General features: G+C 53.9%; 11 protein-coding genes and 1 tRNA gene. 6 read left to right on the top strand and 6 right to left on the bottom strand.

Annotated elements, in window-relative coordinates:
* Positions 1-11: 11 nt before the first annotated feature.
* From RCF31_RS10040 to RCF31_RS10030, 3 genes are all read right to left on the bottom strand, one after another.
* A complete protein-coding gene (locus RCF31_RS10040; RefSeq protein WP_299457702.1) occupies positions 12-1298 on the bottom strand; it encodes a DUF445 domain-containing protein in 1287 nt (428 codons plus the stop codon).
* 10 nt (positions 1299-1308) lie between these two features.
* Positions 1309-2811: a helicase HerA-like C-terminal domain-containing protein gene (locus tag RCF31_RS10035; RefSeq protein ID WP_416410183.1), complete on the bottom strand. Its 1503-nt coding sequence runs from the start codon at positions 2809-2811 to the stop codon at positions 1309-1311.
* Between the two features lie 71 nt (positions 2812-2882).
* Entirely contained in the window at positions 2883-4454 is a 1572-nt protein-coding gene (locus RCF31_RS10030) for an ABC transporter substrate-binding protein (RefSeq protein ID WP_416410181.1), read from the bottom strand.
* 532 nt (positions 4455-4986) lie between these two features.
* On the opposite strand from RCF31_RS10030, the gene RCF31_RS10025 reads away from it, so the two are divergent.
* From RCF31_RS10025 to RCF31_RS10015, 3 genes are read left to right on the top strand one after another with little or no spacing between them, the layout of a single operon-like run.
* Positions 4987-5718, top strand: a complete 732-nt coding sequence (locus tag RCF31_RS10025) for a gluconate 2-dehydrogenase subunit 3 family protein (protein ID WP_084872347.1) — start codon at positions 4987-4989, stop codon at positions 5716-5718.
* Between the two features lie 36 nt (positions 5719-5754).
* Positions 5755-7524, top strand: coding sequence for a GMC family oxidoreductase (locus RCF31_RS10020; RefSeq protein ID WP_416410179.1), 1770 nt, complete (start codon positions 5755-5757; stop codon positions 7522-7524).
* Positions 7525-7528: 4 nt separating this feature from the next.
* Positions 7529-8785 (top strand): cytochrome c, encoded by a 1257-nt coding sequence (locus RCF31_RS10015; RefSeq protein ID WP_313683298.1) that lies wholly within the window; start codon positions 7529-7531, stop codon positions 8783-8785.
* A gap of 68 nt (positions 8786-8853) precedes the next feature.
* On the opposite strand, the gene RCF31_RS10010 is transcribed toward RCF31_RS10015, so the two are convergent.
* The 3 genes from RCF31_RS10010 to RCF31_RS10000 all read right to left on the bottom strand — a co-directional run bounded on the left by RCF31_RS10010 (position 8854) and on the right by RCF31_RS10000 (position 10956).
* Positions 8854-9531 carry a MarC family NAAT transporter gene (locus tag RCF31_RS10010; protein ID WP_299457689.1) on the bottom strand — a complete coding sequence of 226 codons (678 nt, stop codon included), beginning with the start codon at positions 9529-9531 and terminating at the stop codon, positions 8854-8856.
* Positions 9532-9623: 92 nt separating this feature from the next.
* Positions 9624-10259, bottom strand: a complete 636-nt coding sequence (locus RCF31_RS10005; RefSeq protein ID WP_299457687.1) for a hypothetical protein — start codon at positions 10257-10259, stop codon at positions 9624-9626.
* Positions 10260-10443: 184 nt separating this feature from the next.
* On the bottom strand, positions 10444-10956 hold the full coding sequence (locus RCF31_RS10000; protein WP_416410176.1) for a DUF2501 domain-containing protein: 513 nt from the start codon (positions 10954-10956) through the stop codon (positions 10444-10446).
* A gap of 241 nt (positions 10957-11197) precedes the next feature.
* On the opposite strand from RCF31_RS10000, the gene RCF31_RS09995 reads away from it, so the two are divergent.
* The 3 genes from RCF31_RS09995 (at position 11198) to RCF31_RS09985 (ending at position 13228) form a co-directional block, all read left to right on the top strand.
* Positions 11198-11282 (top strand) — tRNA-Leu (locus tag RCF31_RS09995).
* A 379-nt stretch (positions 11283-11661) separates the two neighbouring features.
* Positions 11662-12129: a hypothetical protein gene (locus RCF31_RS09990; protein ID WP_416410174.1), complete on the top strand. Its 468-nt coding sequence runs from the start codon at positions 11662-11664 to the stop codon at positions 12127-12129.
* Between the two features lie 142 nt (positions 12130-12271).
* A complete protein-coding gene (locus tag RCF31_RS09985; RefSeq protein WP_416410172.1) occupies positions 12272-13228 on the top strand; it encodes a nickel/cobalt transporter in 957 nt (318 codons plus the stop codon).
* Positions 13229-13293 lie beyond the last annotated feature (65 nt).

The raw sequence follows: 13293 nt of genomic DNA, 5'->3' as shown, positions 1-13293 counted from the left end.
AAATCGCGCCGTTACGGGGAATGGCTTAAATGCTCAATCAACATTGGTAGCTGCGACAGCAGATACAAGCCCAGCCCAATCGAACCGCCCACCAGCGTGCCGTTGATGCGGATAAACTGCAAATCACGGCCAATATTCAACTCAATCTGCTGCGACATCTCCCGGGCATCCCAGCTTTTTACCGTATCGCTGATATGGCGCGTCAGAAACTGTGCAAACTCGGGTGCAACGCTGCGCGCGGCATCTTCCAGATGCTGATTCATTGAGGTACGCAGCGCCTGATCGGCCGCTAGCGTTTCCCCCAGCCACAACGCCGCCAGCCGGACCCGTTCCTGCACGCGCGAGTTATCGCTACTCAGATCTTCCTTCAGCCAGCCGCGCAGATCCTGCCACAATTCTCCGATATAACGGTTCAGCGACTCATCTTCCTTTAACCAGCTTTTGATGACGTCGGCACGCTCCACCATGTCCGGATCGTTTTTCAGCTTTGCAATCAATCGTTCCACTGCGCGGTTAAAACCAAGGCGAAATTCGTGTCCCTGATCGAGTGCCACTTCGTCCAGAATCGAATCCACCGCGTTGGCCACCAAATCGGCGCTGTGCTCACCGAGCCACTCAGTCGGCAGCATTTTGGCTTTAATCGGATGCTCACGTTTCAGCCAGCGAACAATTTGCGTGGCGATAAATTCCCGCGTGCCCGGTTTATGCAGCAGGCGCAGCAGTTGTTGTACTGCGGCATCCAGCAGTTCCTGATGACGATTGTTTTTGGTCAGGCTCTCCAGCAGCAGCGCGCCGGATTGCGTGAGATCCACTTTGTCGAGAGCGCGATGCACCGCCCGACGCAGAAACTGCTGAATTCGTGCATCGTCAGTAAGATCGAGAAAGCCGCGCATCACCTGCAACAGATGGCGGCCAATGCGATCGGCGTTACCCGGCGCATTCAGCCACTGCGCCAGCATTTGGGACGGATCATGACGCCGAATCAGCGCCAGCAGAGAATCGGTATCGAGGAATTTTTCCTGCACAAAGCGCCCAAGGTTTTCGCCGATGCGGTCCTTATTGCGGGGGATGATCGCGGTGTGGCGCGAAATAAACGGCACCGGTACGCGGCGGAATAGCGCGACCACCGCAAACCAGTCAGCCAGTGCGCCCACCATCGCCGCTTCCGCAATCGCCTTCACGCCACTCACCCAGAAGTTGGGCGGCAGAAACAAGGTGATGACAAAAATCGCTGCGGCAATCAGCAGCAACGACAATGCCAGACGCTTGCTCCGTTTGAGCTGTTGATGTTTATCCATATACCGCTCCCTAACGACGACGACCTCCCATCAGGCTGCCAAGCACGCCGCGAATAATTTGATTGGTAATTTGCCGTGTGGCGCTCTTCGCCATGGTTTGTACCACGCCATCACGTTTGCCGCCCCGAGGGCCGGTGCTGCCGAACAGGATATCTTTCAGACCACCGAGGATGCCATCATCGACCGATACGCTATTTCCTTTGGCTTCCGGCGCACGGGCCTGCTCAGTGGCAACCTGAAATCCTTGTTGCAGCATTTCAAAGGCAGATTCGCGATCAACTTCAGTATCGTATTTGCCATATAGCGGCGAATGGTTGATCAGCCCGTTACGTTCATCGCTGCTAACAGGACCCATCCGCGAACCCGGTGCAATCACCATTGCACGTTCGACTATCGACGGGCTGCCTTTTTCATCCAGGAAGGAAATCAGGGCTTCGCCGGTACCGAGCGCCTGAATGGCTTCGACGGTATTAAATGCCGGATTGGCGCGCATGGTTTCGGCAGCGGTTTTCACCGCTTTCTGATCTTTAGGGGTGAACGCGCGTAGCGCATGCTGTACCCGGTTCCCCAGCTGGCCCAGCACGCTGTCAGGAATATCGCCAGGATTCTGCGTGACAAAATAGACGCCGACGCCTTTGGAACGGATCAGGCGAATCACCTGTTCCACTTTTTCCAGCAGCACCGCAGGGGCGTCATTAAACAGCAGATGGGCTTCATCGAAGAAGAACACCATTTTCGGTTTATCGAGATCGCCCGCCTCCGGCAATTGTTCATACAACTCCGCCAGCAGCCACAGCAGGCTGGTCGCGTAGAGTTTGGGCATCTGATAGAGCTTTTCAGCGGAGAGGATGTTGATAAAGCCGTTGCCCTGGTCGTCGCAGCGCATCCAGTCGCGGATATCCAGCATCGGTTCGCCAAAGAAATGTTCTGCACCTTGCTGTTCCAGCGCCAGCAGACCGCGTTGGATAGCACCGACCGAGGCACTGTTGATGTTGCCGTATTGCGTCTGGAAGGATTTGGCGTTGTCGCCGATATATTGCGTCATGGCGCGCAGGTCTTTGAAATCCAGTAGCAACAAGCCCTGATCGTCGGCGATGCGGAAGATGATTTGCAGCACGCCACTCTGCACCTCATTAAGGTTAAGCAAACGCGCCAGCAGCAGCGGGCCGAGATCGGACACCGTCGCGCGTACCGGATGGCCTTTCTCGCCAAAGATATCCCACAGCATCACCGGATTACGTTGTGCCTGCCAGTCGGTAACCCCGATCTTCGCGAGGCGCGCCAGCAGCTTCTCCGAGCCTTCGCCTTCTGCGGCCACGCCGGTCAGATCGCCTTTCACATCGGCCATAAAGACCGGCACGCCAATCGAGGAGAACGACTCCGCCAGCTTTTGCAGCGTGACCGTTTTACCGGTACCGGTTGCACCGGTAATCAGGCCATGGCGGTTGGCCATCTGCGGTAACAGATGGAGTTTCACTTCCGGGGTTTGTGCAATCAGCAGCGGGCTGGTCATGATTTTTCTCTTTCAGGCAAATGGTTATGCCTGAAAGAATAGCAAAGGTGCGCCAGCCGCTACGTAACAGATTAGTGTTTTTCTACCGTATCGAAATACAGCAGGCTGACGCCGATCCCCTGTTGCACATGGTCGATATTGTTGCGCACCGCCACCTGCTGTGCCCCTTGCAAGGTGATGACAAACGGTGAGTTTTGCTGCAATGACTGCTGCAACTCGGTGTAAAGCTGACGGCGTTTGGCGGCATCGCTTTCTCCGGCTGCGGCACGGGTTTTGGCGCTTAAGTCCGGGATTTCCCAGCCAACGCGCCAGGCCAGGGTTTTGGAGCCGCCAGGAACGTTATAAGCAAAGGCGCTGGCGTTGGTATTGGGATCGACATAGTCCGCTCCCCAGTAGATAAAAATCGACTGGAAATCACGCCCACGCATTTTGCTCCACAGCTCCGATTCCGCCACCGGTTGTAGCTCAATCTGAATATCCGCTTTGGCAAAACTGGCCTGTAGCGCCTGGGCTACATCGATATACGGTGGCTGATTGATCACCGTCAGTGAGAATCGGGTGCCGGGCTGGATACCGCCCTGGCGCAGAATCTGTTTGGCTTTCGCCACATCGTAGTGGAACGGCTGGTTCTCCAGCGCGCCGTCAAAGCCCTGCGGCAGAAAGCTTTGATGAATTGCGTATTGGCCTTTTAACAATTGATCGGCGATGGCGTGATAATCCACCAGCCAGCGAGCGGCCTGCCACAGGGCCGGGTTGCCGAGCGCCGGTTGTGCTTTATTCTGCGTATTGAAACCGAGGTAGTACACCAGGCTGGAGGGGAAGGCATCGATACGCAGATTCTTATCACTTTTCAGGGCGGCGATCTGATCGGGGCCGAGCTGGTAGGCGACATCGACATCCCCCTGCTGAATCAGCAGACGACGCGCACCGGCATCAGCCACGCCTTTCAGCAGAATGCGTTGCAGATGTGGCTGGGATTGTGCCTGGGGGTTAGCGGTCAACACTAATGCCTGCTGTGGCACGTATTGCTGAATCACAAAGGCCGCGCTGCCGGCGGAATGGGTATGCAGCCAGCCATTACCGAGGTCGTTATTGCTGGCATGTTGCTGCACCGTTTTGTTGTCGACAATCGAAGCCACCGGCGCGGTCAGCAGGCGCAGCGCCAGGTCCTGACCAATCGCCGCTGGCCACTGAATTTCCAGCTGGTGGTCGTTCAGCACCTTAAACTGTCCGGCGATATTGTCCGGCGTCCAGCCAAATTCCGCGAGAATAAACGATGGCGCTTTGTTGAGTTGCACAGCCCGGGTGAGTGAGAACACCACATCCTGGGCGGTCACCGGATTGCCGCTGGAGAAATGCGCTCCCTGTTTCAGGTTGAATACCAGGCTGTGCGCATTGCTGCCCGGTTGCCAGGAGGTGGCCAGCAGTGGCGTGAGTTTCTGTGGTGTATCACGGTCCGCCTCAACCAACGTCTGATACAGATTACGCTGGACGCTGTTGCTGATGGTTTCAAAGCTTTCGGCGGGGTCGAAGCTGATAATGCCGTCGAGCGGTACCGCCACAACCAGCGTGTCTTTCGGCGTTGCCGCCTGTAAGGCAAAGGCGCTACCCATTAACGCCAGTAACAAAACGAATGATCGCATTATGGTTATCCTGAGTGATTGATTAACAGACTCTATCGCTGAGGTCGCCAGGGCAAAATGCCGGTTTGTTCTGAGCTGTACCAGAAATTAACAATTCGTTTCGGTGTTCAATTATTTCGCTTATTTTGTGCGCTGCCTGTCATTTTTCAGAAATAGATATGGAGGTGGTGTTTCTATTAAGTAAATAGAATGTTATTAATGAGAATAATTCTCTTGTATGGAAGTGTGATTTCTTTTTATCGATTAATTCACGGTATTATTACGATACGTAAATTGTTTTGGTCATTTGCACAGTCGATTCGTACAAAAACCTGACGTTTGTACGGATAAAACGGAAATTCCCGCCTCGAAAGCGCTTTACCAGCCCGTAACCAAAATTCAACATCATGATGGTTTCTCATCAAAACACATTTTTAATTTAACTCTTACACTTTGAAATATCTGTATGCCTAAGATTGCCAGGTTGTTTACCGATTAATTAAGCCATTAACAAAAATAATTATCTTTCTTAGCAAGTGAGAGTCGTCAGGCCATGCTTCTACAAAAACCGACCACCAGACGTAAATTTCTGCTTGGGTCGCTTTTGGCTTTGCCATTAAGTGACCTGGTATTTAAGGGATTAACTGCGGCCCAGGCTGCGGAAATGGCAGCACCGGAACTTGCCGACTATAAACCGATCTTTTTCAGCGCTGATGAGTGGCAATTTATCCTTGCCGCCACCGATCGCCTGATCCCCGCCGGGGGAAATGGCAAAGCACCCGGAGCACTGGAAACGAACGTACCGATCTTTATCGACCAGCAGCTGCACAGCCCGGAGTTTGGCGATGAAATCTACATGCAGGGTCCGTTTGACGTGCATGCGCCAGCCACCATGGGTTACCAGATCCCGTTCACACCGCAGCAGATGTACCACACCGGTATCAAGCTGGTGAATCAGTGGACGCAGAGCAGCTATCAGAAAGCGTTTCATGAGCTGACGCTGGAAGAGAAAGACGCGGTTCTCACCAAAGTTAACAAGAATGATGGTATCGACTTCGCTGCATTGGGCGAGCCGAACCTGAAAGCCTCCCAGTTCTTTAGCCAACTGCTTGCAGATACCAAACATGGCTACCTCGCTGATCCGATGTACGGCGGCAACAAGGGCATGAAAGCCTGGATTGCCATCGGCTTCCCTGGCGCACGCGCCAGCTTCACCGAGTGGGTTAAACAGCACAACGTACCGTACCCGCTTGGCCCGGTCAGCATTATGGGTGAGCGCGCGTAATTGCGTTTCGCATCAGGTATTTGAGACAGGAATAACATGGCACAGATTACTAAAAAAGAAGTCGACGTCGTTGTCTGCGGCCTCGGCTGGGCAGGCTCGTTAATGAGCATTGAACTGGCGCTGGCCGGTCTGGAAGTTCGCGCGCTGGAGCGCGGCGGTGAGCGCGATTATCCCGAATTCGCCTACCCGAAACCGGCCGATGAATACGCCTATAACGTACGTAACAAGGTATTTGCCACGCCAAAAGAAGTGGCGGTCACCGTGCGTTACAACATGGACCAAACGGCGCTACCGACCCGTAAATGGGGCGCGTTTGCACCGGGTACCGGGGTAGGTGGTGCGGGTATGCACTGGACGGCGGTATTGATTCGTCCGACCCCAACCGACATCAAACTGAAGACCTACGCCGATCAGGCCTACAAGCCGGGCATTCTTCAGGAAGATATGCGTGTAATGGACTTCCCGTTCACCTGGGACGAGATCGAGCCGTATTACACCAAATTTGAGAAGATCTGCGGCCAGTCCGGCAACACCGGTAACCTGCGCGGCCAGATCCTCGAAGGCGGTGACCCGTTTGAAGGTCCACGCTCTGAACCCTATCCGCTGCCAGCGCTGGAAGATACGCTGAACAACGTGATGTTCAAGGAAGCAGCCACCAAACTGGGCTACCATCCGTTCCCGAACCCGTCCGCTTGCGTGTCACGCGCGTGGAAAAACCCGTATGGCAATACCATCGCGCCTTGTAACTACTGCGGTTACTGCTCGAAATATCCGTGCCTGAACTACTCCAAAGCCTCACCGCAAACCGCCGTGATGGACGCACTGAAGCGTATGCCAAACTTCTCTTACGAAGTGCACGCCGAAGTGGTGAAGGTGGTACTGCATGATGATAAGAAAACCGCGAAAGGCGTGATTTACTACGATGTCGATGGCAACGAAGTATTCCAGCCAGCGAAGATCGTGGTGCTCTCCAGCTTCCAGCTCTACAACGTACGTCTGATGTTGCTGTCCGGTATCGGTAAACCGTACAACCCGATCACCGAGGAAGGCGTGGTGGGCCGTAACTATGCGTTCCTGTCCAACGGCGGCGCGACCCTGTTCTTCAAAGACAAAAACTTCAACTCATTCGCGACCGCAGGCGCGACTGGCCAGATGTTTAACGACATCTCCCCGGGTAACTTCGATGGCCCTGGCCTCGGCTTCCTCGGTGGTGCCAAGATCCACAGTTCGCAGGCGACCGGTACGCCAATCGCCACCTCGCTGCCGAAAGGTACGCCGAGCTGGGGTATGGGCTACAAGGAAGGTCTGGAACAGTGGTACAACCATTCGATGAAGATCAGCATCACCACGACCTGCCAGTCGTACCGTGATATCTACCTCGATCTGGATCCGCATTACACCGACCACCGTGGCAATCCGCTGCTGCGTATGACCTTCAACTGGAAAGAGAATGAGTTGAAGCTCCAGCAGCATCTGAAAGGCATCGTGGGCAACATCGCCAAAGAACTGAATCCGGATAGCATGAGCATGAGCTTCCTGCCAATGGGCGCTGACTTTGACCTGACCAAATACGTTTCCACCCACAACGTGGGCGGTGCGGTGATGGGCGACAACCCAAGAACCTCCGCGCTGAACAAGTACCTGCAAAGCTGGGACGTGCATAACGTGTTTGTACCGGGCGGAAACGCCTTCCCGCAGAACTTCCAGGCGAACCCGACCGATACCATCGGTGCGATCACCCTGATGGCGGCACAGGCAATCAAAGAACAGTATCTGAAAAACCCCGGTCCACTGGTACAGGCATAAGCGCATGAAATTAAAATCATTGTTAATTGCTAATGCCGTACTGCTGGGAAGTTTTGCAGTACAGGCGCACGCGGCAGATGATGCTCAACTGATCAAAAAGGGTGAATACCTGTCGCGCCTTGGCGACTGTATGGCCTGCCACTCGGTTGCGGGTAAGCCGGACTATGCCGGTGGCCTGGCGATTGAGTCGAATCTTGGCACCATCTACTCCACCAATATCACGCCGGATAAAGAGCACGGTATCGGTAACTATACCGAGCAGCAGTTCTCCGACGCGGTACGTAAAGGCGTGCTGCCGGATGGCTCGCGTCTCTACCCGGCGATGCCGTACCCGGATTACGCCAAAATCAGCGATGAAGATATGCACGCGTTGTATGTCTACTTTATGCAGGGCGTGAAACCGAGTGCCGAGCAACCGCCGGAAACCAAACTGAGCTTCCCGTTCAGCCAGCGCTGGGGCATGCGTTTCTGGAACTGGGCGTTCACTTCTGATAAGCCGTTCCAGCCGATTGGTGGCGCTTCGGAAGAGGTGAACCGTGGTGCGTACATCGTTGAGAGCCTCGGCCACTGCGGCAGCTGCCATACGCCGCGCGGCTTCGGTATGAACGAGAAAGCACTCGACAGCAGCGATGCGCAGTTCCTGGCGGGCGGTAGCCTGAACAACTGGGATGTGCCGTCCCTGCGTGGTCTGCCGCGCTGGAGTGAGCAGGAGATCGTTGATTACCTGCAAACTGGCCGTAACGATAAAGCGGCAGTGGGCGGCGAGATGAAGTCGGTGATTGAGCACAGCAGCTCGCACATGACCGATGCTGACCTGAAAGCCATCGCGGCGTACCTGAAGTTCCTGGGGGGTAACCCACCGTTGCAGGCGTATAACGTGCAGGCTCAGCAGGCGACGGAAGCGAAGTTGACCGCAGGGAAAAACCTGTCAGAAGGTGAGCGTCTGTATCTCGACAACTGTGGTGCGTGCCACTTTGTCACCGGTAAAGGTGCACCGGGTGTGTTCCCGGAACTGGATCAGGCCACTATCGTGAATGCCAAAGATCCAACCGGGCTGATCCATACCATTCTGGCCGGTGCGCAGCAGCCATCGACAGAGAAGACGGCGTCAACTTTGTTAATGCCTGGCTTCGCTAATCGTCTGAGTGATGATGAAGTGGCGCAGCTGGCAACCTTTATCCGTCAGGGCTGGAGCAACAACGCACCAGCAGTCACCAAAGATCAGGTGACTGAAGTGCGTAAGACGCTGAAGCACGAATAACCGTGTTCTAAACCGCACCTCATCGTAGCGGCGCGATTTATCGCGCAATTACGGTGTGGTGCGGAAATTCACTGATAGGTATGTATCACTTCCAGCACGCCGTTGATAATAAACTGCACGCCCATACACACCAGCAGGAAGCCCATCAGGCGTGAAATCGCCTCAATACCGCCTTTCCCCACCAGCTTCATAATCGCGCCAGAACTGCGCAGCGATATCCACAAAATCACCGAAACTAAAAAGAAGATCATCACCGGTGCCACGGCCACTACCCAGCCAGGGAAATCAACGCCGCTGCGTATCGTTGATGCTGAACTGATGATCATCGCAATGGTTCCCGGACCGGCGGTGCTGGGCATCGCCAGCGGCACAAAGGCGATATTCACGCTTTCGCTATGGCTGTCGCTGGAGTCCATTTCATCCTGTTTATGTTTGGCCTCCACCGAATGGCCAACGGGTTTGGCGGGAAACAGCATACGAAAGCCAATAAAGGCGACAATCAACCCACCGGCCATGCGCAAGCCAGGGATGGAGATGCCAAAGGTATGAAGTACCGCGGTACCGGCATACCAGGCCACCATCATAATCAGGAAAACATAGATGGAGGCCTGCATGGCCTGGCGGTTGCGTTCCTGAAAATTCATATCGCCAGCGAGGCCAAGAAACAGCGCCACGGTGGTGAGTGGGTTAGCGAGGGGCAGAATGACCACCAGCCCAAGGCCAATGGCTTTGAAAAGTTCCAGCATGTCGATTCCTTCTGATGTAGACGCGCCGATGACATATCAGCGCGTGGCACAGTTTACGGAGACAACGTGGCAAATCTTGTGCGGGCGTGTGATTAGTGTTTTGGACGATCCAGCGCTTCAATCAGCTCCGGGAAAAAGTCTTCCAGCAGCTCAGGCGTCATCAGGTCCGGGTATTGAATCAGATGCTCACGAATACGCTCGTTCACATCCGGTATCAGCCGTTGTGCTGCATCATTGGCGCTGATTTTTTTCTGCTTCATCAGGCGCAGGACATCATCCGGCAGGCTGTCCTCATCTTCCGCTTCTTCCACCGCTTCAAGTTCGTCCAGCTCATCCAGCATATCCATCAGTGCTTCAATCTGCGGTGTACGTGACTGGTATTCCTCTGGCTTTTCCTCCTCAAGATAACGCAGCAGAGCGCGTACCGGCGATCCATCTGGCGTGGAGGGTGGCTCGCTGGCAAACCAGTCCAGTAAATCATGCTGGCTCACCTGATGGACGTGATAACCGTTATCCACCAGCTCATCCGCAAGGATATCGGCAGTGTCATGCTCAATCAGGCAAATATGGGTGCGATTGGGGGTGAACTGCTCCAGCCACTGGTAAATCTCTTCAATTACGCTGTCTTCGTAATTGAAGTTGTGGCTCAGGTAGCTGCCGTCCTGCTGATGTACGCAAATGCGAATCAGGTCGGGATCGAAGTAAATCGCAATGTTGATGCCTTTCATGCGCGCTGTCCTATGTGATCCAAAACGCCACTATAACGTTAATGGTGTTGCGGGGAAATCACAGTGCGAGGGAAGGACGTGACAGGCAGCACGGACGTACGATTTTGCCGGGGAAGGGGAGAGCGCGATAAACGCACTGGCAAGGGACAGCTTGCCTGCGCGCCTCGCGCTGCCCCGGAATCAATTACATCCCGATATATTTTTTACCTTGCTTCAATACTACGTCACAGGCTTTGGTTTTCAGTTTCTCGCCCATGGTGGAATTGCTCAGGGTTTCGAGGTTGAGCTGCTGGCCGTTGCCGGCGTTCAGTAAGCCCTGCACGCCCTGCTGATAATCCGTGGTCTGTGCCTGCGCGGTGGTGCTGTTCAGGCCGAGCTTGCTCATTACCTGGTCTTTCACCGACTGCACATTGTTCTTCACCACGTTGTGTTCAACACAATACTGCATCACCCCGGCGGCATTGGTCATGCTGTTGGCGCTCACCGCTTTATCACCGCCGTTCAACAGGCCTGTGATGGAGGAGAGCGACATCCCGCCAGCCTGCGTACCGCTGGTGGTCGTGGTGCTATTCTGCTGGCTCAGCTGTGATGCAGCACTGCTCAGTTGATCCTGCCAGCTCGCCGCCGATGCGCTACCCGCCACCAGCGCCGCCGCCATACCCAATCCCCAAATCACACGTTGTGTTGTTGTATTCATCTCAACCTCATTTTTTCTTTAATGGCTGACTGATGTCAGTTTTGCTTAAGAAAGGGGAGAGCTAAGAAAGTTCCAGGATGCAGGGGAGATTGAGATTGTTCTGGGTTTTAAGCCGGGTGCGAGGGGGAGGAAGAAGGGAAACGCTGCTTTTTTCAACGCTTGGCGCACACTCCCATTGATTCCGGTTGCGTGCCTTGTCTGTAACGGTATAATCCCCAACGTTTTCCGCATCCTCTTCAGTGCCGAAGTGGCGAAATCGGTAGACGCAGTTGATTCAAAATCAACCGTAGAAATACGTGCCGGTTCGAGTCCGGCCTTCGGCACCATACGATGCAATCAAGTCGCTCACGAGCGGCTTTTTTTGTGTCTGGAATTCAGCCTTTGCCCCGCTTTTTCACTCAATCAGAGTCAACCCATATTACGTCGCTTGTGAGTATAGAACCGAGTACATGTGCGGGTTCGATAATGGTTTTATACGCACAGCGAGACATGGAAGGAGAACTATCGTTATCACCGAAGCAACAGGCGGTATGATGGCTGGTCTGGTCTGGTCTGGTCTGGTCTGGTCTGGTCTGGTCTGGTCTGGTCTGGTCTGGTCTGGTCTGGTCTGGTCTGTGGCCCAGGAGCACCAGTTTGTGTTCTGATTGGCGGATTCATTGGTGGTGCGCTTGCAGCATGGGAAATGGGATATTTTTGGAGATAATCATGCAACAGGTTAACGCATTATCATTAGTTGAAAATGTCAGGCAAACAGAGTTTTCTCAGGCGAGTTCTGAAGTCTATTTTGAAAATAAATCAACAGGGATACTTGTCCCTGGAAAGATATTAGAAACAGTTTTTCATATTGATAATGACAGATATCTTATTTTTACCACTGATGATGTTTTGTTTGAGGAATCGCTGACTATTACCCTGCTAAACCTTAATAAAGGCGTGATTGAAGTTGCCCATCTTGGAGGAGAATACACTTCAGGTACTTTTGAAAATGCGAAGGCAGATGAAGACAGCGTTCATTTTCAGTTCATTGATGATGTTAGATGGACGATCAAAATTTCGGAATCGGCTCGTTTTCGCATCCCCTTTCTGGCTGATCCTAAAGGCGTAATACGTTCTTCTGGATTAAAAACATATATGACTTTTTTGACTACCCCCGTGCCGGAAAAAGTGAAATAAACATCGGGATATCAGGACATGGCTTGCCTCCATCCTGCTATCCCCGTCATCCCACCAAAAACCCCATAGCAATCCCCGGCCACTGGTGGCACGATTCTCCCCATCTTCCCCGGCCACCTACCCAGGCAAAACAGGCAAAACCGTGACAACGCGTTCTCTCACGTTCGACTGGCGGATACCCGCCGCAGGATTATTAATCCTGACGTTACTGGCTATCGGCACCACGATGTACGCCCATTGGGGTGCATTTCTCCAGTGGAGCCTTGCCACGCAAATCTCCCTGCACCGCAGGCTGGTAACGTATCTGCTGCAACTCAACGGCCACGATTACAATGGCGGAGTCTGGCTGCTGGGTGGGGCGTTTATTTACGGCGTGCTGCATGCGGTGGGGCCAGGGCACGGAAAATTTATTATCACCACTTACCTCAGCACCAATAAAGAAAGCCTGCTTGCGGCGCGCGTGGTGCCGTTTCTCGGCAGCCTGATGCAGGGTGTCAGTGCCATCCTGTTTGTTTATATTCTGGCAGTGGGTTTCAACCTCGCAGCGGGGGATCTCAGCACCAGCCGCTGGTATGTGGAAAAAGTCAGTGCACTGCTGATTGGGGCTTTCGGCCTGTTTATGATTTATCAGACGCTAAAGCAGCTAAGCCCCCGGAAAATCGTCATTAATACGCTGAAGCCGCTGCATCAACACACTGAACACTGTGGCTGTGGGCAGCATGGGGTAGGAAAAGATCTGAGCCACGCTGACTGGAAAACCCGGTTGGGTGTGGTGCTGACGATTGGTGCCAGGCCTTGCAGCGGCGCGATCATGATTTTGCTGTTTGCCAATACGCTGGGGATTGTCAGCTGGGGCATTGCGGCGGTGATGACTATGTCCCTGGGCACGGCGTTATCCATTTTGTCATTGTCGCTGGCGGTACGTTACGCGCGTAACCGCACCGTTATGTTCTTCAACCGGGACAATGAAAATCTCAGCTGGATGGTCCCAGCGGCAAAAATCGTGGGAGGCCTGATTATCATCCTCTTTGGCACGGTTTTATTTCTTACCGTGGTTCCCATCAGTCCAAACGGAGATTACATCGCCGCCGGGTGCTGACCAATACATCCCCCCAACTCCGCAAGATCCGTCAGGCCAGGCGCTTCCCCGTTCAGGCATAGTCA

Origin of the sequence: Pantoea sp. App145 (genome assembly GCF_047947045.1) — a bacterium.
GTDB lineage: Bacteria > Pseudomonadota > Gammaproteobacteria > Enterobacterales > Enterobacteriaceae > Pantoea.
This window is presented reverse-complemented; position numbering and strand designations above follow the sequence as displayed.